The sequence below is a fragment of the Sphingomonas sp. Leaf231 genome, from assembly GCF_001421995.1.
GTDB lineage: Bacteria > Pseudomonadota > Alphaproteobacteria > Sphingomonadales > Sphingomonadaceae > Sphingomonas.
The window spans coordinates 1-21,349 of the sequence record NZ_LMLS01000002.1 but is presented as its reverse complement, the minus strand read 5'-3'; the positions used below and the strand labels follow the sequence as shown (position 1 = coordinate 21,349).

Below are 21,349 nucleotides of genomic sequence, written 5' to 3'. Positions count from 1 at the left end.
GTCGGATCATGACGATCCCGACCGTTCTCACCCGCGATTCCGCCGCCACGTTCGCCCGCCGCCTGCGCACCGCGCTGGGCGGCGTGCTGGGCGCGGCGGCCGCCGTCGCGCTGGTCCCCGCTCCCGCGCACGCCAGCATCTTCGGCAAGGTTCTCAAGAAGAAGCCTGCCGAGGATTTCAGCGCCGCACGCGTCCAGCCGCTGGCGCCGGTCGCGACCGTGCCGGTGGCGAACGGCGCGATCTTCCAGGCCGCCGATGGCTATGCCGCGCTGTACGAGGGGTGGCGCGCGCGCCGTGTCGGCGATCCGCTGACGATCGTGCTGGTGGAGCGGACCGCCGCGTCCAAATCCTCCGCGTCGAAGATCGATTCCAAGGGGTCGTTCGGGCTGACCCCGCCGACCACCGGGCAGTTGAGCGGCATCCTGAACCCCAGCGACGTCGGCATGGAAGGTCGCCGCGGCTTCAACGGCACCGGCAGCGCCGATCAGGCCAATTCGCTGTCGGGCGAGGTCTCGGTGACGGTCGCCGAAGTGTATCCCAACGGCACGATGCTGGTACGCGGGCAGAAGCGCGTGACGCTGAACCGCGGCGATGAATTCGTGCAGATCAAGGGCATCGTCCGCACCGCCGACGTCGACCGCGACAATCGCGTGCCGTCGACGCGCGTCGCCGATGCGCAGATCGCCTACACCGGCAAGGGCGACGTCGCCCGCGCCAGCCGCCAGGGCTGGCTGTCCCGCTTCTTCCAGGTGGTGAGCCCGTTCTGATGTTCCGCACGCTCTTCATCGCGCTGCTCGCGCTGATCGTCTCGGTCCCGGCGCATGCCGACCGTATCAAGGATCTGGGCGGTTTTCAGGGCATCCGTTCGAACCAGCTGACCGGCTATGGCGTGGTCGTCGGGCTGCCGGGGACCGGCGACGACAACCTCGAATATACCGTGCAGTCGGTGAAGGCGGTCGCCTCGCGCTTCGGACTGCAACTGCCCGCCAGCGCCAATCCGGGGCTGAAGAACGCCGCGGTGGTGCTGATCACCGCCGATCTGCCGCCGTTCGCGAAGCCGGGGCAGCGGATCGACATCACCGTCGCCTCGATGGGCAAGGCCAAGTCGTTGCGCGGCGGCGCTTTGGTGCTCACCCCGCTGCTGGGTGCCGACGGGCAGGTCTATGCGATGGCGCAGGGCAATCTGGCGGTCGGTGGGCTGGGCGCGGAGGGCGCGGACGGGTCGAAGATCGTCGTCAACATCCCCTCCACCGGCCGCATTCCGGAGGGCGCGACCGTCGAGCGCGCGGTGGCGACCGGCTTCGCCGACACGCCGTTCCTCACCTACAATCTCGCCCGCGCCGATTTCACCACCGCGCAGAACGTCGCCGCCGCGATCAACCGCAAGCTGGGCTTCGGCACCGCGCAGGCGACCGACGGCGTGTCGGTCGCGGTGCGCGCGCCGGTCGGCGCGGACGTGCGCGCCACGTTGATGAGCGAGATCGAGAATCTGAGCGTCGATTCGGCGGAGCCGCCCGCCAGGGTGATCGTCAACGCGCGCACCGGCACGGTCGTCATCAATTCCGCGGTGCGGCTGGGGGCGGCGGCGGTGACGCACGGCAAGCTGACCGTGCGCATCGACGAGAGCCAGCGCGTCAGCCAGCCCGCGCCGCTCAGTCAGGGGCAGACCGCGCTGGAGAACCGCTCCAACGTGCAGGTGACCGAGGAGAAGAAGCCGATGTTCCTGTTGTCGCCCGGCCCGAAGCTGGCCGATGTGGTGAAGGCGGTGAACGCGATCGGCGCATCGCCCGCCGATCTGGTCGCCATCCTGGAGGCGCTGAAGGAAGCCGGCGCGCTCAAGGCCGAACTGGTGGTGCTGTAATGGCCGACGCGATCGGCGGCATCACCGGCCAGACCGGGCTGGACACCGGCCTCGCCCGCGCCGCCACCAAGCAGAACCTCGACAAGGCCGCGCAGCAGTTCGAATCGGTCTTCACCGGCATGATGCTGAAATCGATGCGCGCGGCCAAGCTGGCCGACCCGCTGATCGACAGCAAGGCGATGGAGACGTTCCGCGACATGAGCGACCAGAAGGTCGTGCAGAACATGGCCGAACACCATCCGCTGGGTATCGGGCAGGCGATGAGCAAATTCCTCGCCCAGTCCCAGTCGGACATGGCGACCCAGTCCGATACGGCATCCCGGCCCGGTGCGACGCCGGGGGCGGGGAACGTCACGCCGACCGGCACCGGCGACTAGGGCCGATCGACATCCAGCCGCCTTCCCGCAAGCGCCGTCGTGGCGAGCGTAGCGAAGTATCCAGGGAACGCGCGTAGTGCCGGGTTGCTTCGCTAGGCTCGCGATCGCGCGTGGAGCGAGCAAATCTGCCCGAACGTGCGAGCGTGGTTCGCCCGAACGGACGGTTGCTCTTCATCCGCAATCAGTCCGGCATCCGCGAAGCGTTGAATGTCGATCGCCCCGGGATACGATGGCGTCACCGCGATCCGGCGTTCCGTGTTCGCCACGACACCCCGCGCCGGGCCGCGCAAGTTCCGCTTTAAACCCGATCTTAACCCGAATCGTGCCACCATCCCGGCATGAGTGATCTGCTCTCCATTGGCGCTTCGGGCGTGCGCACGTATCAGACGGCGCTGGCGACGACGTCGGAGAACATCGCCAACGCCGGGAATGCGTCCTACGTGCGGCGCACCCCCACCATCCGCGAGATCGTGGGCGGCAATGGCTGGAACACCTCCTCGCCCAACGGCAAGGGCGCGTCCGCCGACAGCATCCTGCGTGCCGGCAATGCCTATGCCGACCAGTCGCTGCGCGCCGCCTCGGCTGACCTGTCGCGCACGCAGACCGGATCGGTGTGGCTGGAACGGATCGAGACGGCGTTGGGCAGCGGCGGCCTGTCATCGCGACTGACGTCGTTCTTCGCGGCGGGCACCGCGTTGCAGGCGGACCCGGGTTCCGCCGCGCTGCGCGCGGGAATGCTGAGCGCGGGATCGTCGGTGGCGGATGCGTTCGGCGTCACTTCACGCGCGCTAGATGCCGCGGCGGCGGAGCTCGACGGACAGGCCGGACAGGCCACCGCCGAGCTGACCCGGCTCAACCAGGCGATGCTGAAGATCAACCAGGGGCTGGTGCGCACCGCGCCCGGCACCTCGGCGATGGCCGGGCTGATGGACCAGCGCGACGACATCCTGCAGCAGATGAGCGCGCTGAGCGACATCAGCGTGACGATGGACGATGCCGGGCGGGCCACCGTGCGCGCGGGCGGCGCCAACGGCCCGGTGCTGGTCGATCCCCGCGATGCCAGCGAAGTCGCTTATGGTCGCACCGGTGGCAACGTCGGGCTGGCGGTGCGCCGCCCGGGCGAGCCGGTGGCGCTGTACGATCCGGATAGCGGTTCGCTGGCCGGGATGGTGGAGGGTGCGCAGCGCATCGCCTCCAGCCGGGACATGTTGCAGCGGGTGGCGGGCGATCTGACCGCCACGGTCAACGATCTTCAGGGGCAGGGCGAGGATCTGAAAGGCGTCAAGGGTACCGATTTCTTCGAGTCGAACCCTAAGGATGCCACTGATTTCAAGGTGAAGCTGACCGGTGGGGAGCAGATCGCCGCGGCGCGCGGCGGTGGATCGCGCGATTCGTCGAACCTGACGCAGCTGGCCGCGGCACGCAGCGCCAAGGGCTTCGAGGGCAGCGTGCAGGCGCTGGTGACCGACAATGCCGCCACGCTCAAGCAACGCCGGCTGGTCGGCGACGCGCAGTCGGCGATTCGCGATGGTGCGATCACCACTCGGTCCGAGCTGACCGGCGTCAACCTCGACAACGAGGCGGTGGACCTGCTGAGATTCCAGCAGGCGTATCAGGCGTCCAGCCGTATCATTCAGGTCGCCAAGGAAACCTTCCAGTCGATCCTCGAGATCAGGTAAGTCATCATGCAGATCGCCAGCAGCCTCATGTTCGATCGGTCCGCGGCGCGGATGGGGTCGCTGATGTCGACCGCGGTCAAGCTGCAGACGCAGATCGCGACCGGCAAGAAGTTCACCACGCCCTCCGAGAACGTCGCCGTAGGGCAACAGCTTGCCGAGTTCGACCGCAAGAACATCGACGCCGCTGCCTATAATTCGAACATGAACATGTCGGCATCGCTGTTGTCGCAGGCCGATACCACGCTCGATTCGATCGTCACCCAGATGCAGCGTGCCACCGAACTGACGGTGCGCGCCGGCAACGGCACGCTCAGCGTCGCGGATCGCAAGGTGATCGGCGACGAGCTGAAGGCGGTGGTCGACACGCTGGTGGGTCTCGGCAACGTTCCCGATTCGAACGGCCGCTCGCTGTTCGGCAGCGCGGCGGGTACCCCGGCGGTGACGAAGAACACCGACGGCACGTTCACCTACAATACCGCGCCGTCGCTGTCGGAGGTGCCGATCGCCGACAATATGTCGATCCAGCCGACCGAGACCGCGGCGCGCATCTTCCAGAGCCCGGCGGGCGACACGCTGGCGGTGCTGACGCAGCTGGCGGCGGCGCTGCAGGCCGGCGACCCGACCGGCGAATCGGCGCGCGGCGCACTGGACAAGGTGAACACCGCGACCGATCAGGTGTCGATCGTCCAATCCTCGATCGGCGCGCGCGCCGCCCGCGTCGACTTGCAGCAGACGTTGCAGGAAAATGTCTCGGCCGACCGCGAAGAACTGCGCTCCTCGCTGGAGGATACCGACCTCACGTCGGCGGCGGCCGAGTTCGCCAAGACGATGACGATCCTGAACGCCACCCAGTCCAGCTTCTCCAAGCTGTCGCAACTGTCGCTGTTCAGCTACCTGCGCTGACGCGCGCCGCGTCGCCGCTTTTCTATTCTTCATGACGAGGCGATCCGGGTGCCGCGTGGCTCCCCGGATCGCCCCGTCGCGCGTGCAGCGGCGCGGTCACGACGCCGTCACGGGGCGGCGAACGGCACATAACGCACGGCGCGGTAACCACTTCTCCACCGCTGGCGGGTTAACCACCTCCCAGAGAATCGTCCCGTACGTGAATTGGGGAAAAGCGCATGTTTCCGGCCATCGGCCTCGTTGTCCTGCTCGGCATGGTGTTCGGCGGATTCGCCATCACCGGTGGCGACCTCGGCCCCGTCTTCCACGCCATCCCGCACGAAATGCTCATCATCGGCGGCGCTGCCGCCGGTGCGCTCATCATCGGCAATTCCGGCAAGGAGCTGAAGGCGATGGGCGGCGGCCTGGGCAAGGTGTTCAAGGGGCCGAAGTACAAGAAGCAGGATTACCTCGACGTGATCTTCCTGGTCAGCAAGCTGATGAAGATGCTGCGCATGGAAGGCCCGATCGCGCTGGAGCCGCATGTGGAGGATCCGAAGTCGTCGGCGGTGTTCGCGGAATATCCGCGGCTGCTGAAGGATCACACGCTGGTCAACCTGATCGCCGACACGCTGCGGCTGGTCGTGGTATCCTCGGGCACGCTCGACGTCCATGCGGTCGAGGAGGTCATGGATAACGCGATCAAGACCCACCACCACGAGGTCGAGGGACCGGAGCACACGCTCCAGAGCCTTGCCGACGCACTGCCCGCGCTGGGCATCGTCGCGGCGGTGCTGGGCATCGTGAAGACGATGGGCTCGATCGACAAGCCGCCATCGGTGCTGGGCGGGATGATCGGCTCCGCGCTGGTCGGCACGTTCATGGGCGTGCTGCTCGCCTATGGCATCGTCAATCCGTTCGCGGGACGGCTGAAGCAGGTGATCGATGCCGATGCGGCGATCTACCACGTCGTGAAGCAGATCATCATCGCCTCGCTCCACGGCCATCCGCAGCCGCTGGTGATCGAGGCGGCGCGTTCGGGGATCGACCACAAGAACCAGCCCGGCTTCGCCGAGGTGTTCGACGGTCTGCGCGGTAAGTAAGCGCGATGGCGAAGGCACCGCACGGCAAGAACGAGCCGCCCAAGATCGTCATCGTCAAGAAGATCACCATGGTGGCCGGCGGTCATCACGGCGGCGCGTGGAAGGTCGCCTATGCCGATTTCGTGACCGCGATGATGGCGTTCTTCCTGCTGCTGTGGCTGCTGGGGGCGACGACCGAGAAACAGCGCAAGGGCATCGCCGATTATTTCGCGCCGACCCTTATCGACAAGAAGCGCGTCGGCATCGGCGGCAACGGCATGTTCGGCGGCGAGTCGCTGACCTCCAAGGAGAAGACCGGGCCGAAGGCGGGCACGTCGGACCTCCACGCGCTGGCGCTGGTCACGACCAATCCGGTCGGTGAGGCCAAGGGCTTCGGACAGAAGGGTTCGCTGCGCAGTTCGTCGCAGATCGCCAAGGAGGATGCCAAGAACTTCGCCAAGCTGCGCGAGCAGGTGATGCGCAAGATCGCCGAGAACAAGAACCTGGCGAAGCTGGCCAAGCACATCCGTTTCTCGATGACCTCGGACGGGATGCGCATCGATCTGGTCGACGACGCCGATTATTCGATGTTCGCGCTGGGCACCACGTCGCTCGCCACCGATGCTTCGGCGTTGATCGGGCTGGTGTCGAAGGGGATTCAGGAAACGCCGAACCCGATCATGATCCGCGGCTACACCGACAGCCTGCCGTTCGGCGATCCGCGCGCGATGAACAACTGGATGCTGTCGTCCGGCCGCGCCGAATCGACCCGCCGCCGGCTGGCGCTGGGCGGCATTCCCGAAACGCGCTTCAACCGGATCGAGGGCGTGGCCGACCGCGAACCGATGATCGCCGACAATCCGCAGGACCCCCGCAACCGCCGCGTCGCGATCACCCTGCTGTACCGTGCGGGCAGCTTCGGGCAGTAGCCGCCCGCCTCCGGGGGGTCAGGCGATCGCCGGACGCGGATCGACATGGGTGCGCCGCGACGCGTGGCGGCGCAGTCCGATCAGCGGGCGCAGCGGCCCGATCGCGCGTCCGCCGAAGTAGAAGGCGCAGCAGCCCGCCACCGTCGCCGCCACCAGCACGACGAAGTTCACCCAGCCGGCCAGCGCCAGCGGCGCCAGCCAGAACGCGACCAGCACGATGATCGACTGGTGGACGATGTAGAACGGGAACACCGCCTCCGTCAGCAGCTGGCGCCAGCGCCGGTCGCGGTTCCAATGCCCGTCGGCATAGCCGATCAACGCCGCGATCGCCGCCCACGCCTCCACCGCGCGCGCCGCCGAGAAGACGGTGCCCCACGGATGCGGCATCGTGCTGCCGGGCCAGCGGATCTCGATGCCGGCGACCAGCAGATAGGCCGCGACCGCGATCGTCGCCGATGCCTTCCACCGCGCGACCAGCGCCGCCAGCGTGTGCGGCGCGCAGGCGAGCGCGAAGCCGAACAGGAACGCCGGGAAGTAGCTGGCATGCGCGACGTGATCGTCGAGCAGCGCATGCGTCTCACGCGCGCCGGGGAACAGCGCGAAATTCACCAGCACCATCCACGCGATCGGCACGATCAGCAACGCCGGCCCGCGCATCATCCACACGAACCCGGTCTGCATCGCGCGCCGCACCGGCGTGGGCAGCAGCAGCGCCCCCGCCGCCAGCGCCAGCGTGTAGACCCACAGATAGGCGACGAACCACAGATGGTTCCACGCCGGCAGCATCAACGGCCCCAGTAGGCCGAACCGGAAATAATCGTGCAGCCAGAAATGCACGACCCCCTCGGCATAACCGTATTTCGCACGTAGCTCGATCCACGGCTGGACCGGTACGATCACGGCGATGCCGAACGCCAGCGGCACCAGCAGCCGCAGCGATCGCTGTCGCGCGAACCGCCACGGCGATCCATTGCGCAGCATCAGCGCGCGGCTGGCATAGCCAGAGACGAGGAACAGCAGCGACAGCCGCCACGGGTTGGACGCCATCATCGGCACCGCCACCCACCACGCGCCGGGCAGCTTGGCGTGGAAATCCCACGGCACGAACACCATGCCGACATGGTAGAGGATCAGGATCGCGAACGCCCCGATGCGAAGCCAGTCCAGACCATAATGACGCTGCATCCCCAGCAGCCTAGCAAAGCTTGGCCGCTGCCGCGACGTCGAACTGTCCCGTGTTTGATAGTGTCATGCGGGGCGCGTATAGGGGCGGCATGTCGATCCGTCCGTGGCGCGATATCGCGCGTCGTCCCAGCCGCCAGATCATGGTCGGCAATGTCCCCGTCGGCGGGGATGCCCCCGTCACCGTGCAGACGATGACCAACACCCCGACCGAGGATGTCGCCGCGACGATCGACCAGATCCGCCGCTGCGAGGATGCGGGCGCCGATATCGTGCGCGTCAGCTGCCCCGATGTCGCCTCCACCGCCGCGTTGGGCCAGATCGTCCGCGCATCGAAGGTGCCGATCGTCGCCGACATCCACTTCCACTACAAGCGCGCGCTGGAGGCGGCGGATGCGGGCGCGGCCTGCTTGCGCATCAACCCCGGCAACATCGGTTCGTCGGACCGGGTGGCGGAGGTGGTGCGCGCCGCCAAGGCCAATGGTTGCGCGATCCGCATCGGCGTGAACGCGGGCAGCCTCGAAAAGGACCTGCTAGAAAAATACGGCGAGCCGTGTCCGGAGGCGCTGGTCGAATCCGCGCTCGACCATATCAAGCTACTGCAGGATCACGACTTTCACGAATATAAGGTCGCGGTGAAGGCGTCGGACGTCTTCCTGGCGGTGGCGGCGTATCAGCAGCTGGCCGAGGCCGTGGATTGCCCGCTCCACCTCGGCATCACCGAGGCAGGCGGGCTGATCGGCGGCACGGTGAAATCGTCGATCGGCATGGGATCGCTGCTGTGGTTCGGGATCGGCGATACGATCCGCGTCTCGCTGTCGGCCGAGCCGGAAGAGGAAGTGCGGGTCGGGTTCGAGATCCTGAAGGCGCTCGGCATCCGCAACCGCGGCGTGCGCGTGGTCAGCTGCCCCAGCTGCGCGCGGCAGGGCTTCGACGTGATCCGTACCGTGCAGGCGCTGGAGGAACGGCTCCAGCATATCCGCACCCCGATGAGCCTGTCGGTGCTGGGCTGCGTGGTCAACGGACCGGGCGAAGCGCGCGAGACCGACATCGGCATCACCGGCGGCGGCAATGGCAAGCACATGGTCTATCTGTCGGGAGTCACCGACCACCATGTGCAGGACGCCGACATGATCGAACATATCGTCAGGCTGGTCGAGGCGAAGGCCGCCGAGCTGGACGCAGCCGACGCCGCCGCGAAGCTGGCGGCGGAGTAGCGAAGGGCCGGGGGGCAGGCATGGGTTACCAGATCAGCTGGCTGGCGGCGAAAACCCCGAAGGCGACATTGCTGGATGCGTTGCGACTGACCGACACCGGCGTGCCGGACGACGCGAACGAGGCGCCGTTCTGCGTGGCCGAACTGCCGGCCGGCTGGTCGATCGTCTGGTCCAACGACATGGAGTGGGCGACCTGCTCGCTCGTGGGGAACCTTGCCGCCACCACGCCGGTCGTCGCGTTCCTGGTGGGTGAGGGGATCGAGGTATCCGCCGTCACCTATGCCGGTCCGGACGGCAATTGGCATGTCGGCCATGGCATGGAGGACGACGGTAAGTTGACCGGCGAGTGGCCGGCCGCCCTCGCGAAGGTCGCTCTTGCCGCGAAAAGTCCCTTCGACATTCCCATCGACCTCGCTTTCGCACTGACCGGCTATGAGTACAGCCGGTTCGGCTATGAATGGGGTGAGGTTCGCTTCACCGCGGCGACGGCAGCCGATCGTACCGGCCCGACCGCCGGGAACCGGTGATGGAGCAGACCTGTGTGTCGATCGAAAGTGACGGCGGTTTTCGGGTGCCCGCGCCATTGCTGGCCGAGCTTGGCCGGCTCGTGAACGACGACGTGCGGCTGGAGCGGCGCGGTAACGCCATCGTGATCGTGCGTGACGACGCCGACATCGCGCCCGCTGCGGGATAGCCGATGACCGCGCAGCGTCACTTGTCCCCCGCGCTCGCTCTCGCGGTGGCGGCGGGCGGGATCGGGCTTTTCTCGGTCATGGACGCATTCATGAAGTCGCTGGTGCTGGCGATCGGCGTCTACAACGCCTTGCTGTGGCGCACGATGCTGTCCGCCGCGATCGGCGGGGTCGCATGGAGAGCCGGCGGGGGGCGACGGATCGGCCGCCGCGCGCTGCGCCTGCACCTCGTGCGCGGTACGCTGACCACCGCGATGGCGCTGTTGTTCTTCTGGGGGCTGGCGCGGCTGCCGATGACTCAGGCCATCGCGCTTACCTATATCGCGCCGCTGATCGCGCTGCTGCTCGGCGCGTGGTTGCTGGACGAAAAGGTCGGTGCGCGGGTGGTCGGCGCGTCGCTGGCCGCGCTGGTCGGGGTGGCGGTGATCGTGGCGGGGCAGGCGCGCATGGCGCTGGGGCCGGACGCGCTGACCGGCGCGGGCGCGATCCTGCTGTCGGCGATCCTGTACGCCGCCAATTTGATCGTCGCGCGATTGCAGAGCCAGGCGGCTGCCCCGCGGGAGATCGCGTTCGTGCAATCGGCGATCACCGCGTCGTTGCTGCTGTGCGCAGCGCCGTGGCTGGCGGTGCTGCCGCCAGCGGACGAGTGGTGGAAGATCGCCTTGGCCGCGCTGCTCGCCACGGGGTCGCTGTTCCTGCTCGGCTGGGCCTATGCGCATGGCGAGGCGGGGTTTCTGGCGACCACCGAATATACGTCGTTCGTCTATGCCGCGCTGCTGGGCTGGGCGGTGTTCGGCGAACCCGTCGCGCCGACGACGCTGGCCGGGGCGGCGATCATCGTCGCCGCCTGCCTGTTCGCCGCGCGTCGGCGGCCGGTGCCGCAAGGCGCGCTGGAGGCTGCCGCGTGACGCTTCCGTGATGGCTGCCGTTGCACCAGGGCGGTACGATCCCGGCGTCATCCCGCACCTGATCCGGAGTCCTTCCATCCGCCGGCCACGGCTGGAGCGGGTTTCTGGCGCAACCCTCATGACGGCGGTGTGATCGCCTCGACCCGCCATGGCGCGGCGCGCTGCTCTGGATCGTTTCGCCGCGCGCGCGATGCCGTATAGGGTTCGGGGATGCCGCCGATCATTCGCCCCGCCACCCCCGCCGACGTCCCGACGATGCTCGGCTTCGTCCGCGATCTCGCCACGTTCGAACAGGCACCCGATGCGGTGCAGGCGACCGAGCCGATGCTCCACGACGCCTTGTTCGGGGCGCATCCCGCCGCCGAGGCGCTGATCGCGGAGATCGACGGACACGCGATCGGCTTCGCGATCTTCTATCTCACCTTTTCGACGTGGACCGGACGGCGCGGTATCTGGCTCGACGATCTGTATATCGCGCCGGACGCGCGCGGGCAGGGCGCGGGGGCGGCGCTGCTGCGCGCCTTGGCCGGCATTGCGGTCGATCGCGGCTACGCACGCTTCGAATGGTGGGTGCTCGACTGGAACACGCCCGCGATCGAGTTCTACCGCGCGAAGGGCGCGGTCGCACAGGACGAATGGACCGTCCAGCGCGTCGATGGCGACGCCTTGCCGGCGCTGGCGGGGCGCGGTTGATGGCGTGGCTGTGGCTGATCGTGGGGGGATTGTTCGAGGTCGGCTTCACCACCTGCCTGCGCAACGCCGACGGTTTCCGGCATGTCGGCTGGACGATCGGCTTCCTCGTTTCGGTATCGCTGTCGATGCTGCTGCTGGAGGTCGCGTCGCGCAGCATCCCGATGGGTACCGCCTATGCGGTGTGGACCGGGATCGGCGCGCTGGGCACCGTGCTGATCGGCATCTTCTTTTATGCGGAGGCGGCGACCCCGCTGCGCCTGCTGCTGATTCTCGGCGCGGTGGCGTGCATCGCCGGGCTGAAGCTGACCGGGGGAACGGCGTGACGCTCGACCGCGGGCTGATCGACTGGATGGCGGAGGCGCTGCTGGCGGACGGCGCGGTGACGCACCGGCGGATGATGGGCGGTGCGACCCTGTACCTCGACGGCATCGTCTTCGCGATCGTCGGCGGTGACGGCGACCTGTGGTTCAAGGCGGATGCGGACAGCGACCCCGCCTGGGACGCGGCGGGCTGCGCGCGCTTCACGTACGAACGGAGCGATGGGCGGGTAGCGACGATGAACTACCGGCGCGCGCCGCAGGATTGCCACGACGATGCGGAGGCGCTGCGCACATGGGCGCTGCTCGGCGTCGCGGCGGGGCGGCGCGCCCCGCGCAAGAAGCGCTAACGACGCACGCCGCTGCGCCTGCGGTGCGTCCCGGCGTCGCGAGGGGCATACCTCCCCCGCGACGCCGCGAGATCAGTCGCGCCCCGGCACGTCGTGGTCGTGTGGTTCCTCGCCCATCGCCTTGGCGGCGTCGTAGCGCTCGATCGCTTCCAGCGTGATGCGGCGCGCTTCGTCACGGTCGCCCCATACGCCGACGCGAACCCACTTCTTCTTCTCCAGGTCCTTGTAGTGCGTGAAGAAGTGCTCGATCTGCTCGAACACGATCTCCGGCACGTCGGCGCGGCCGTCGACGTTCGAATAATATGGGAAGACCGCGTCGACCGGCACGCAGACCAGCTTCTCGTCGCCGCCGGCCTCGTCCTCAAGGTTCAGCACCGCGATCGGGCGGGCGCGCACGACGCAGCCCGGGATGAACGGCGAGCGGGCGATCACCAGTGCGTCGAGCGGATCGCCGTCGGGCGACAGCGTGTGCGGCACGAAACCGTAATTCGCCGGATAGCGCATCGGCGTGTGCAGGATGCGATCGACGAACAGTGCGCCAGACGCCTTGTCGAACTCATATTTCACCGGCTCGCCGCCCGTCGGCACCTCGATCACCACGTTCAGGTCGTCCGGCGGGTTCTTGCCCACCGGGATCAGGTCGATACGCATGGTCTATCCCTTTCAAAACCGCGGGCCACGCGCCTCAGCGCGCGGCCAGTAGCCGGTCCAGCCCGGTGTCCCCGGTGCCGACCTTCCGAAGTCGCGGGTAACGCAAGCCATTATGATAGTCGAGTGCTGCACTGCGGAAGCGATCGCCCTGTTTGACGGTCAGCGCGATCGGCGTCTTGCCGTCCTTCGCCGCGGTGATCGCCGCCTTTAGCCGGTCGGCGCTATACGCCTCGCCGTCGACCGCGACGATCTGGTCGCCGATCGCAAAGCCGGCCTTGAACGCGGCGCTTTCCCACGTGACCCCGGTCAGCTCGCCCGATGCGTCCAGCACCATGCCGCCCGAATAGGTGAGGTTGGTCGATTTGGACGCGGTCTCCGCGGCCTTGAACGATGCGGTCGGCGTGTCGGTATAGGTCAGTTGATAGCCGTTGCGCGCGAAGCCCTCGATCGGTGCGCCGCTGGCATGTTCGCTCAGCCGGCGCTGCAGATACCCCGCCCAGTCCCACGGAACGATGCCGTTCAGCGTCGTGGCGACGTCGTCGAACGTATAGGTCACCTCGCCCCAGTCGCCGTCGCGGATGCCGAAGAACGCCCTGGCGAAATCGTCGATCGACTTCGTGCCGCCCGATTTCTCGCGCAGCATCGAATCGACATCCATCCAGACGAGCAGCCCCTCGTTGTAATAATCCTCGCTGCGCTGCCAGCTGGTCCAGCCCTTGGGCCGGCGTGCGGAGATCACCGGATCGTTGGTGGTGTCCACCAGCGCGCGCCACCGTCGGCCGGGCTGGCTGTCGTACAGCGCCATGATCGCGGCATATTGATCCAGCGTGTCCTGTTTCGAGACGAGCCCCGAACGCGCCTGGAGCACATAGCCCCAGAACTGGGTCTGTCCCTCGTACACCCACAGCAGCGAATTGCGCATCGGGGTGCGAAAATCGGGGGTCCACAGGTCCGCGCCGCGGCGGAACTTGCCATCCCAGCTGTGGGTGAATTCGTGCGGCAGCAGGTTCCGGCGGCCGGGGCCGTCGTTCCACTTGGTGAAATACCCCGGCGTCACGCCATTCTCGCTGGAACGATGATGCTCCAGCCCGATGCCGCCCAGCTTGTCGGTGATCGACAACAGGAATTCGTATTTGTCGTAATGCTGTGCGCCGAACGTCTTGACCGCCTGATCCACCAGCCGCGCGTGCGCGGCCACCTGTTCCGGGGTGGCGGCCAGTTCGGCGGGATCGTCGGCGAAGACGTTCAGGTTCACGCGCGGCGACAGCGGCCAGACCTTGCCGTACTTGCCCGCCAGCACCGGCGAATCGACCAGCACCTCGTAATTGGCGGTGTCGTAGGTGTAGGTCGCGCCGGCCTTCTTCGCCGGGATCGCGCCCGCCGCGGTCCAGCCGGCGGGATAGGTCACCGTCATCTGGATCGGGATCTGCCGCGTGTAATAGCCGGCCGGGTACAGGCTGACCGAATTGGGCTGCAGCGAGATCATCGTCGGGGTCATCGCGATGCGCCCCTGATTGCCTTGCGTGGCGGAGATGAACTGGAACCGTGCCTCCACCGTCTTCGCGCCCGCCGGCACGTCGATGTGGAACGCGAACACGTCCACCGGGTCGCGCGTCCATTCCACCCGCTTGCCGCCTGCGGTGATGACCAGGCCGGCCAGCTTCTCGATCTCGCCGCGCGGGGAGTGTGCGCCGGGCAGCCACTTCGGGAACAGCAGCACCATGTGCCCCGCCTGCGGCACCGGGATCGTCTCGACCACGCGGAAGATGCCCTGTTCGGTCTGGCTGGCATCCACGTTCAGCCGGATCGTGCCGGGAAAGCGCACGTCGCGCGCGGCGGGGATCGTGTCGGTGAACGGCACCGGCTGCGGCGCGCTGTTGCCGGCGGGGACTTGCGCGGCGAGCGGCGAGAAAACGGCGGAGGCGAGAAGGGCGGCAAACGCGAGGCGACGGATCATCGGGGCTCCCATGGAACATGCTGTCATAGGTCAGGCTGTCTGACCTGACTAAGCGGCGCGCGCCCCTCGCGTCCAGCCCCCTTCTGGCTCAGTTCGCACCCAGCACGTTGATGCTGAAGGCGATCACCCCGATATTGAACACGAACCCGGCCAGGCACTGCCCCAGCACCGCCCGCCGCACCGCCGTCGACCGGATGGTCACGTCGGAGGTCTGGAACGTCATTCCCAGCGTGTAGCTGAAATACAGGAAGTCCCAGTAATCGGGCGTGTCCGTACCGGGAAAGTCGATCCCGGCGGCGTCGCGGCCCTGCGGGTCGGGCATATAGAACAGATGCGCGTAATGCAGCGTATAGACCATGTTCGAGAACAGCCACGCCAGCGCCAGCGTCGCGATCACCAACGACCGCGACGTGCCGTTCGCCCGCCCGACCAGCTCCTCGCGCACCGCGGTAAGGATCACCAGCATCACCGCCGCGGTGATCGCCAGCAACAAGGTGCGGTTGGCGTCGTTGGCCTGTGCGGCGGCGCGCAGCCGAGCGGGCGTGGCGCCGCGGAACAGCCCGGAAACGCCCAGCAGGAACACGATCGCCGCCAGATCGAACCCGGCCATCATCGCCCGCCCGTGCCCCAGTTCGGGCAGCAGCGCCGCGACCGATGCGACCAGCATCAGCGCGAACAGCACGAACCGCGGCGGCGCGATCCGCCGTCCCAGTCTCCATTGGCCCAGCCCCAACCAGCCCGGTCCCCGCCAGCGCGGTCGATCATGCATGCGAACAGCCGCTAGCGCTTGGGCCACGCCCCGACTAGAGCGCACCTTACTTATGGCCCGTATTCCCACCCCCCAGCGCGTGCGCGGCACGCAGGACATCTTCCGCGACGAACAGCGCCGCTTCGCGCACGTCCTCGACGCCTTCGATCGCGTGCGCCGCCTCTACTGCTTCGAACGCGTCGAGGTGCCGGTGTTCGAGGATACGCAGGTCTTCGCGCGCTCGATCGGCGAGACCACCGACGTCGTCTCGAAGGAAATGTACACCTTCCCCGACAAGGGCGACGACCTGCTGACCCTGCGCCCGGAATTCACCGCCGGGATCGCGCGCGCCTATATCACCAACGGCTGGCAGCAGTTCGCGCCGCTCAAGCTGGTCACCAGCGGCGCGGTGTTCCGCTACGAACGCCCGCAGAAGGGCCGTTACCGCCAGTTCCACCAGATCGATGCCGAGATCCTCGGCGCACCCGAGCCGGCGGCGGATGTCGAATTGCTGACGCTCGCCGATCAATTGCTCCACGAACTCGGCGTCGCCGACGGCGTGACGTTGCAGCTCAACACGCTGGGCGATGCCGCCACCCGCGACGCATGGCGCGACGCGCTGGTCGCGCACTTCGAGGCGCATCGCGGCGAACTGAGCGAGGACAGCGTCGCGCGGCTCGACAAGAACCCGCTGCGCATCCTCGACAGCAAGGACCCGCGCGATCGCCCGATCGCCGATGCTGCGCCGGGGATCGACGCGTACATGAGCGCCGAGGCAGGGGCGTTCTTCGATAGCGTGCAAAAGGGTTTGCAGGCCGCCGGCGTCGCGTTCCAGCGCAACGAGCGGCTGGTGCGCGGGCTGGATTATTACCGCCACACCGCGTTCGAGTTCGTCACCGACCGGCTGGGTGCGCAGGGCACGGTGCTGGCCGGCGGGCGCTACGACGGGCTGGTCGAGTCGCTGGGCGGCCCGGCGACCGCGGGTGTCGGCTGGGCGGCGGGCGTCGAGCGGCTGGCGATGCTGCTGGAGGAGCCTACGGCGGCGCGGCCCGTGGTCGTGCTGGTGGTCGAGGACGATCGCGCGCGCACCGAGGCGGTAGCGACACTCGCGCGGTTGCGACGCGCGGGTGTCGCCGCCGAGCTGATCGCCACCGGCTCGCCGAAGAAGCGCTACGACAAGGCGCTCAAGCTTGAGCCCGACGAGACGCTGGTGTTCGCGATGGACGGCGATACCGTGGCGACCCGCCCGCGCGTGCTGCGCGGCGACGTGTCGCGCGTGGCCGAGGTGCTCGCATGATCGCCTGCGTCGCTACCCCGGCGAAAGCTGGGGTCCTCCGGTTACCGGGGGCGCATCTTCTGCATCATACCCAAGCTTGCGCCGGGGTGACGATCGGCGGTCGGGCATGACCTCCATCTCGATCGACCGCATCCGCCAGATCGAGGCGCGCCGCGACGAACTCGCCGCGCAGATGGCGACCGGCAATCTCGACGGCGACCGCTTCGTCGCGGTGTCGAAGGAATATGCCGAGCTGGAACCGGTCGCGCAGGCGGCGGGCGAGGTGCGCCGCTTGCGCCAGGAGGCCGAAAGCCTCGCCTATATGGCGGGCGATGCCGACGCCGAACTGCGCGCGATGGCCGAGGAGGAATTGCGCGAGAACCGCACCGCGCTCGACGGCGCCGATCGCCGGCTGGCGCTGGCGCTGTTGCCGCGTGATGCCGCCGACCAGCGCTCGGCGATGCTCGAGGTTCGCGCCGGCACCGGCGGCGACGAGGCGGCGCTGTTCGCGGGCGACCTGTTCCGCATGTACCAGCGTTATGCCGAGACGCAGGGCTGGCGCGTCGAGCTGATCTCAGCGTCCGACAGCGATGCCGGCGGTTACAAGGAAGTCGTCGCCAGCGTCACCGGGACGGGGGTGTTCGCGCGACTGAAGTTCGAATCGGGCGTCCACCGCGTCCAGCGCGTACCCGCGACCGAAAGCGGCGGACGGATCCACACCTCCGCGGCGACGGTTGCGGTGCTGCCGGAGGCCGAGGACGTCGACGTGCAGATCGACGAGGCCAAGGACCTGCGCATCGACGTCTACCGCTCGTCCGGTCCGGGCGGCCAGTCGGTCAACACCACCGACAGCGCGGTGCGCATCACCCACCTGCCGACCGGGCTGGTGGTGATCCAGCAGGACGAAAAGTCGCAGCACAAGAACAAGGCCAAGGCGTTGAAGGTGCTTCGCACGCGGCTCTATGAGGCGGAACGCGAGCGACTGGCGGCCGAACGCTCCGGCACGCGCCGCGCGATGGTCGGCTCCGGCGACCGCTCGGAGCGGATCCGCACCTACAATTTCCCGCAAGGGCGTGTGACCGACCACCGCATCAACCTGACGCTGCATCGCCTGCCGGAAATTTTGCAGGGCGAGATGAACGAGTTGATCGGCGCGCTGATCGCGGAGGATGAAGCGGAGCGACTGGCGACCCTCGACGCGTGATGCGGGGGGGGGGGCTGCCCGCGGAACCTCCCGAAATCACTGTCAGCCCGCCCGGTCCGTATCGGCCGGTGATCGAAGATTCCGCTTCTTATCGTGTCAGGCCCGACTTGACCGGGGCGGCCGCTCGTCCGGAAATCTGTCCGTCTCGCGCGGCGGGATCGGGTGCGGCGCAACGTCGCGAAGGCCGGACCGCGGAACCCAGCCTCGTTCCGGCTTGCCCGTCCTGTATTCATGCGTCGCCGCGAGTCTGTCCTACGCCTCGGCGATCCGTTATCCTCGCCCGCCATGCAGAACCGCCACCATCACAAGGAGCGAGTGATCCTCGCTTCCGCGTCATCCCTGGCGCAGCGAAGCGAGCCAGCCTTTCGTCCTGCTCCGGACGATGTCGCTGCGCTCGCCACGCCCTCAACATTCGCAACATTCGCGCGCGCCTTGCCGCTGTCCGTGCCCCTGCGGCGAATGTTGAGACACCCCGCCACCGTCTCAACATTCGCAACATTCGCGGCGCGCGCATGACCCCGGTCCGCGCCGCCCTGCGCGACGCCGCCGCCCGCTTCGCCTTCTCCGCGACGGCACGGCTCGATGCCGAGCTGCTCCTCGCCCATGCGCTCGGCATCCCCCGCGATCGCCTGTTGCTCGCCCTCGACGACCATAGCGTTCCACCAGCGTTCGCCGATCTGGTCGAGCGTCGCGCCCGCCACGAACCGGTCGCCTACCTCACCGGTACGCGCGCATTCTGGACGATCGACGTTCGGGTCGGCCCCGGCGCACTGGTGCCGCGCGCCGATAGCGAGACGTTGCTGGAGGCAGCGGTGGCGCATTTCGCGGGCGCGGTGGGGCCGGCGCGCATCCTCGATCTCGGCACCGGGCCCGGGACGCTGCTGCTTGCCGCGCTCGATCAATGGCCGGCGGCGACGGGGCTGGGCGTCGATGCGTCAGCGGCCGCGCTCCGCTGGGCACGATGCAATGCCGAGGCGCTGGGGATGAGGGAGCGGGTGCGGTTCGAGGAAGGGGATTGGGCCAGCGACGTCGCGGGGCCGTTCGACCTCGTCCTCGCCAACCCGCCCTATATCGCACGCGACGAGGTGCTGCCCGACGAGGTGGCCCGCTACGAACCGGCCGGCGCGCTGTTCGCCGGGGAGGACGGACTCGACGATTATCGCCGGATCGCCGGCCAGCTTCCCCGTCTGCTCGACAAAGGCGCGGTGGCGTGCGTGGAGATCGGCGCACGGCAGGGGTCGTCCGTCGCAGCATTGTTCCGGGCGCAGCGGCTTTCGGTCACCGTCCGGCGCGATCTCGGCGACCGCGACCGCTGTCTGGTGGTCACGGCTTGAATTCGCTTGCGCGGCCTCCAATATTTTACTTTGAGAACTTCGCTCGCGCGTCTAGAGACGGCGTAGGGGCACGCGAACTCACCGACATGCGTTGGATGGCACGCCTGCTCTCCCTTCGTCATTAGCCGCTGCGGTCCGGCGGCCATGGCAGGCCCGCGACACGAATGTGCTCGCGGCGCCGGGGAACGATTGCAACCCGTGCTTCGGGAGCGAATGCCGGTTTTGGTTCCAGGACGAGGACAGTGATTTGATTAACAACCGTCAGAACGGTCGCCGTCGCGGCCGTGGTGGTGGCCAGCAGCGTCAGGGTGGCGGTGGCGGTGGCCAGGGGCAGCGTGACAGCGGCAATCGGATCGACAGCCGCGCGCGGGGTAATGCCGCCCAGCTGCTTGAAAAATACAAGAACATGGCCCGTGACGCCCAGATGGTCGGCGACCGTGTGAACACGGAATATTATCTGCAGTTCGCGGACCATTATTTTCGTGTCCTCGCCGATCAGCGCGGTCGTTCCGACGATCAGCAGCCGATGCGTCGCCAGCGTGACGACTTCGACCAGTTCGACGACATGGACGACTTCGGTGACGAGGGCGATCTGATCCGCGCCGATGAACAGCCGCGCTCAAGTGAGGCGGAATCCGCATCGCGCGGCGACCGTTACCGCGATCAACGCCCGCAGCGCGAGGAGCGTTCGCAGCGTGACGACCGCCCACAGCGTGACGATCGCCCGCAGCGTGACGATCGCCCGCAGCGCGAGGAGCGCCCGCCGCGCGACGACCGTCAGCAGCGTGACGAACGGCCGAGGGCTGAGCGGAGCCGCGATGACCGGCTCCGCGAAGAGCGCGTGTACGATGACCGGCCGCAGCAGGGTGACGATCGTCGTCAGATCCCGGTCGCGGCGGCGGTCGCCGAGGCCACGCCGGCCGTGGCCGACATGGCTGCCGATGACGAGGCCGCACCGCGCCGTCGTCGGGCACGCAAGCCGCGTGAGGAAGTGGTTACGACCGAGCCTTCGCCGTCGCTCGACGTCGACCGGTTGCCGCCTGCTCTCGGCACTGGCACCGAGCCGGCTCCCGATGGAGGCGAAGCGCCCAAGCCGCGCCGTCGTCGGGTCCGCGCTGCTTCGGCGGAAACCGCATCCGCAGAGTAAAAGCGCGATAGCGCTCGGCAAGGGACGGCCGGCGTTTCCTTCGGGAGACGCCGGCCGTTGTCGTTCGGGCCGGAACGTGTGATGCTCCACCCGCGACAACGATCGCACGCACTTAGGAGAAGATCATGACGATCGCCGCCATTCTCGGTCACAAGGGGGCGGAGGTGGTTTCCGTCACGTCCGGTCAGTCGCTGGCTGAGGTCGTCGCAGTGCTGGCGGAGCGTCGTATCGGCGCGGTCCCGGTCGTCGATGACGGCGTGGTGCGTGGGATTTTCTCGGAACGTGACGTCATTCGCCTGCTTGCCGGATCAGCCAGCGGTGCCGCCGGGGTGCTCGACATGCCGGTCGGGCGGGTCATGACCGCCGAACCGCTGCTCGCCACACCGCAGGACTCGGCGCTCGCGGCGCTGTCGCTGATGACCAGGCGGCGTATCCGCCACTTGCCGGTCGTTGCGGGTGGCGTGCTGCTCGGCATCGTGTCGATCGGTGATCTGGTGAAGTATCGTATCGACCGCATCGAGGCGGACGCCGCAGCGATGCGCGATTACATCCAGCAGGCATGACGGCGGCGCGGCGGATGGGGTGAGCGCCGAAACCGACATAAAAATGCAAAAAGTGTTTGACGGCCCGAACGAGTGGCCTTAGAGGGCTTTTCACCGACGGGGCGCACTGATGAGGCGCGGTTCTGGCGGTCGCCACATCGACGGACAGGGGTCTTTCGCTAGGGATAGCGGGATTGACCGATTGTCCGGTTTGCTGTCGGCGCGCTCTTTGACATTGTAGAAACAGATGAAGGGACATGTGGGCGGCGGCGTCTGCGGGTTTCGGGCATTCAAGGTGTTCGGGGTTCGTCAGAAGTATAG

Annotated in this window: 23 protein-coding genes; 19 read left to right on the top strand and 4 right to left on the bottom strand. The window is 67.8% G+C overall.

Annotated features, from left to right (window positions below; all coding sequences use genetic code 11):
• The first annotated feature begins 8 nt into the window (after positions 1-8).
• The 7 genes from ASE95_RS06270 to ASE95_RS06240 all read left to right on the top strand — a co-directional run bounded on the left by ASE95_RS06270 (position 9) and on the right by ASE95_RS06240 (position 6,810).
• Positions 9-767: a flagellar basal body L-ring protein FlgH gene (locus tag ASE95_RS06270; protein ID WP_082449985.1), complete on the top strand. Its 759-nt coding sequence runs from the start codon at positions 9-11 to the stop codon at positions 765-767.
• A complete protein-coding gene (locus ASE95_RS06265; RefSeq protein ID WP_056633418.1) occupies positions 767-1,861 on the top strand; it encodes a flagellar basal body P-ring protein FlgI in 1,095 nt (364 codons plus the stop codon). Before ASE95_RS06270 ends, ASE95_RS06265 begins: the two co-directional genes overlap by 1 nt.
• On the top strand, positions 1,861-2,238 hold the full coding sequence (locus tag ASE95_RS06260) for a rod-binding protein (RefSeq protein ID WP_082449984.1): 378 nt from the start codon (positions 1,861-1,863) through the stop codon (positions 2,236-2,238). The genes ASE95_RS06265 and ASE95_RS06260 overlap by 1 nt, the downstream gene beginning before the upstream one ends.
• Positions 2,239-2,576: 338 nt before the next feature.
• Positions 2,577-3,917, top strand: a complete 1,341-nt coding sequence (gene flgK, locus ASE95_RS06255; RefSeq protein ID WP_056633415.1) for a flagellar hook-associated protein FlgK — start codon at positions 2,577-2,579, stop codon at positions 3,915-3,917.
• Between the two features lie 63 nt (positions 3,918-3,980).
• On the top strand, positions 3,981-4,820 hold the full coding sequence (locus tag ASE95_RS06250; RefSeq protein ID WP_162234670.1) for a flagellin N-terminal helical domain-containing protein: 840 nt from the start codon (positions 3,981-3,983) through the stop codon (positions 4,818-4,820).
• A gap of 218 nt (positions 4,821-5,038) precedes the next feature.
• Positions 5,039-5,902 carry a flagellar motor stator protein MotA gene (motA, locus tag ASE95_RS06245; RefSeq protein WP_056633408.1) on the top strand — a complete coding sequence of 288 codons (864 nt, stop codon included), beginning with the start codon at positions 5,039-5,041 and terminating at the stop codon, positions 5,900-5,902.
• A 5-nt stretch (positions 5,903-5,907) separates the two neighbouring features.
• Positions 5,908-6,810, top strand: coding sequence for a flagellar motor protein MotB (locus ASE95_RS06240; protein ID WP_056633405.1), 903 nt, complete (start codon positions 5,908-5,910; stop codon positions 6,808-6,810).
• A gap of 18 nt (positions 6,811-6,828) precedes the next feature.
• Here the strand turns inward: ASE95_RS06240 and ASE95_RS06235 are convergent, their stop codons facing one another.
• Entirely contained in the window at positions 6,829-7,995 is a 1,167-nt protein-coding gene (locus tag ASE95_RS06235; protein WP_056633402.1) for an acyltransferase family protein, read from the bottom strand.
• An 89-nt stretch (positions 7,996-8,084) separates the two neighbouring features.
• Between ASE95_RS06235 and ispG the strand changes: the two genes are divergently transcribed.
• The 7 genes from ispG to ASE95_RS06205 all read left to right on the top strand — a co-directional run bounded on the left by ispG (position 8,085) and on the right by ASE95_RS06205 (position 12,169).
• On the top strand, positions 8,085-9,209 hold the full coding sequence (gene ispG / locus ASE95_RS06230) for a flavodoxin-dependent (E)-4-hydroxy-3-methylbut-2-enyl-diphosphate synthase (RefSeq protein WP_056633399.1): 1,125 nt from the start codon (positions 8,085-8,087) through the stop codon (positions 9,207-9,209).
• Positions 9,210-9,229: 20 nt separating this feature from the next.
• Entirely contained in the window at positions 9,230-9,736 is a 507-nt protein-coding gene (locus ASE95_RS06225; RefSeq protein WP_056633395.1) for a hypothetical protein, read from the top strand.
• Positions 9,736-9,903, top strand: coding sequence for a hypothetical protein (locus ASE95_RS17575; protein WP_156347918.1), 168 nt, complete (start codon positions 9,736-9,738; stop codon positions 9,901-9,903). The genes ASE95_RS06225 and ASE95_RS17575 overlap by 1 nt, the downstream gene beginning before the upstream one ends.
• 3 nt (positions 9,904-9,906) lie before the next feature.
• Positions 9,907-10,809: a DMT family transporter gene (locus ASE95_RS06220; RefSeq protein ID WP_056633392.1), complete on the top strand. Its 903-nt coding sequence runs from the start codon at positions 9,907-9,909 to the stop codon at positions 10,807-10,809.
• 210 nt (positions 10,810-11,019) lie between these two features.
• Entirely contained in the window at positions 11,020-11,502 is a 483-nt protein-coding gene (locus tag ASE95_RS06215) for a GNAT family N-acetyltransferase (RefSeq protein WP_056633389.1), read from the top strand.
• Positions 11,502-11,825: a DMT family transporter gene (locus ASE95_RS06210; RefSeq protein WP_056633386.1), complete on the top strand. Its 324-nt coding sequence runs from the start codon at positions 11,502-11,504 to the stop codon at positions 11,823-11,825. The genes ASE95_RS06215 and ASE95_RS06210 overlap by 1 nt, the downstream gene beginning before the upstream one ends.
• Positions 11,822-12,169 (top strand): TfoX/Sxy family protein, encoded by a 348-nt coding sequence (locus ASE95_RS06205; protein ID WP_056633382.1) that lies wholly within the window; start codon positions 11,822-11,824, stop codon positions 12,167-12,169. Before ASE95_RS06210 ends, ASE95_RS06205 begins: the two co-directional genes overlap by 4 nt.
• Positions 12,170-12,241: 72 nt before the next feature.
• Here ASE95_RS06205 and ppa read toward each other — a convergent pair whose 3' ends face one another.
• The 3 genes from ppa to ASE95_RS06190 form a co-directional block, all read right to left on the bottom strand.
• Entirely contained in the window at positions 12,242-12,820 is a 579-nt protein-coding gene (ppa, locus tag ASE95_RS06200; RefSeq protein WP_056633379.1) for an inorganic diphosphatase, read from the bottom strand.
• 34 nt (positions 12,821-12,854) lie between these two features.
• Positions 12,855-14,777 (bottom strand): M61 family metallopeptidase, encoded by a 1,923-nt coding sequence (locus ASE95_RS06195; RefSeq protein ID WP_056633376.1) that lies wholly within the window; start codon positions 14,775-14,777, stop codon positions 12,855-12,857.
• An 88-nt stretch (positions 14,778-14,865) separates the two neighbouring features.
• Positions 14,866-15,546 (bottom strand): DUF1345 domain-containing protein, encoded by a 681-nt coding sequence (locus ASE95_RS06190; RefSeq protein ID WP_056633373.1) that lies wholly within the window; start codon positions 15,544-15,546, stop codon positions 14,866-14,868.
• Positions 15,547-15,598: 52 nt separating this feature from the next.
• Between ASE95_RS06190 and hisS the strand changes: the two genes are divergently transcribed.
• The 5 genes from hisS to ASE95_RS06165 all read left to right on the top strand — a co-directional run bounded on the left by hisS (position 15,599) and on the right by ASE95_RS06165 (position 21,049).
• Entirely contained in the window at positions 15,599-16,822 is a 1,224-nt protein-coding gene (gene hisS / locus ASE95_RS06185; RefSeq protein ID WP_056633369.1) for a histidine--tRNA ligase, read from the top strand.
• Between the two features lie 106 nt (positions 16,823-16,928).
• Positions 16,929-18,005, top strand: coding sequence for a peptide chain release factor 1 (gene prfA / locus ASE95_RS06180; protein ID WP_056633367.1), 1,077 nt, complete (start codon positions 16,929-16,931; stop codon positions 18,003-18,005).
• Positions 18,006-18,517: 512 nt separating this feature from the next.
• Positions 18,518-19,339, top strand: coding sequence for a peptide chain release factor N(5)-glutamine methyltransferase (gene prmC / locus ASE95_RS06175; RefSeq protein WP_056633364.1), 822 nt, complete (start codon positions 18,518-18,520; stop codon positions 19,337-19,339).
• A gap of 91 nt (positions 19,340-19,430) precedes the next feature.
• Positions 19,431-20,486, top strand: a complete 1,056-nt coding sequence (locus ASE95_RS06170) for a DUF4167 domain-containing protein (RefSeq protein ID WP_327196702.1) — start codon at positions 19,431-19,433, stop codon at positions 20,484-20,486.
• Between the two features lie 125 nt (positions 20,487-20,611).
• The gene (locus ASE95_RS06165; RefSeq protein WP_056633362.1) at positions 20,612-21,049 is read left to right on the top strand and encodes a CBS domain-containing protein; all 438 of its coding nucleotides are present in this window, start codon (positions 20,612-20,614) and stop codon (positions 21,047-21,049) included.
• Positions 21,050-21,349 lie beyond the last annotated feature (300 nt).

Excerpts from the sequence above, each read along its gene's own strand:
- ASE95_RS06215 (WP_056633389.1), top strand. The coding sequence starts at position 11,020 with ATGCCGCCGATCATTCGCCCCGCCACCCCCGCCGACGTCCCGACGATG.
- flgK (WP_056633415.1), top strand. The coding sequence starts at position 2,577 with ATGAGTGATCTGCTCTCCATTGGCGCTTCGGGCGTGCGCACGTATCAG.
- ASE95_RS06225 (WP_056633395.1), top strand. The coding sequence starts at position 9,230 with ATGGGTTACCAGATCAGCTGGCTGGCGGCGAAAACCCCGAAGGCGACA.
- prfA (WP_056633367.1), top strand. The coding sequence starts at position 16,929 with ATGACCTCCATCTCGATCGACCGCATCCGCCAGATCGAGGCGCGCCGC.
- motA (WP_056633408.1), top strand. The coding sequence starts at position 5,039 with ATGTTTCCGGCCATCGGCCTCGTTGTCCTGCTCGGCATGGTGTTCGGC.
- ASE95_RS06210 (WP_056633386.1), top strand. The coding sequence starts at position 11,502 with ATGGCGTGGCTGTGGCTGATCGTGGGGGGATTGTTCGAGGTCGGCTTC.
- ASE95_RS06240 (WP_056633405.1), top strand. The coding sequence starts at position 5,908 with ATGGCGAAGGCACCGCACGGCAAGAACGAGCCGCCCAAGATCGTCATC.
- ASE95_RS06265 (WP_056633418.1), top strand. The coding sequence starts at position 767 with ATGTTCCGCACGCTCTTCATCGCGCTGCTCGCGCTGATCGTCTCGGTC.
- ispG (WP_056633399.1), top strand. The coding sequence starts at position 8,085 with ATGTCGATCCGTCCGTGGCGCGATATCGCGCGTCGTCCCAGCCGCCAG.
- ASE95_RS06260 (WP_082449984.1), top strand. The coding sequence starts at position 1,861 with ATGGCCGACGCGATCGGCGGCATCACCGGCCAGACCGGGCTGGACACC.
- ASE95_RS06190 (WP_056633373.1), bottom strand. The coding sequence starts at position 15,546 with ATGCATGATCGACCGCGCTGGCGGGGACCGGGCTGGTTGGGGCTGGGC.
- hisS (WP_056633369.1), top strand. The coding sequence starts at position 15,599 with ATGGCCCGTATTCCCACCCCCCAGCGCGTGCGCGGCACGCAGGACATC.
- ASE95_RS06235 (WP_056633402.1), bottom strand. The coding sequence starts at position 7,995 with ATGCAGCGTCATTATGGTCTGGACTGGCTTCGCATCGGGGCGTTCGCG.
- ppa (WP_056633379.1), bottom strand. The coding sequence starts at position 12,820 with ATGCGTATCGACCTGATCCCGGTGGGCAAGAACCCGCCGGACGACCTG.
- prmC (WP_056633364.1), top strand. The coding sequence starts at position 18,518 with ATGACCCCGGTCCGCGCCGCCCTGCGCGACGCCGCCGCCCGCTTCGCC.
- ASE95_RS06195 (WP_056633376.1), bottom strand. The coding sequence starts at position 14,777 with ATGATCCGTCGCCTCGCGTTTGCCGCCCTTCTCGCCTCCGCCGTTTTC.
- ASE95_RS06165 (WP_056633362.1), top strand. The coding sequence starts at position 20,612 with ATGACGATCGCCGCCATTCTCGGTCACAAGGGGGCGGAGGTGGTTTCC.
- ASE95_RS06270 (WP_082449985.1), top strand. The coding sequence starts at position 9 with ATGACGATCCCGACCGTTCTCACCCGCGATTCCGCCGCCACGTTCGCC.
- ASE95_RS17575 (WP_156347918.1), top strand. The coding sequence starts at position 9,736 with ATGGAGCAGACCTGTGTGTCGATCGAAAGTGACGGCGGTTTTCGGGTG.
- ASE95_RS06220 (WP_056633392.1), top strand. The coding sequence starts at position 9,907 with ATGACCGCGCAGCGTCACTTGTCCCCCGCGCTCGCTCTCGCGGTGGCG.
- ASE95_RS06250 (WP_162234670.1), top strand. The coding sequence starts at position 3,981 with ATGTCGACCGCGGTCAAGCTGCAGACGCAGATCGCGACCGGCAAGAAG.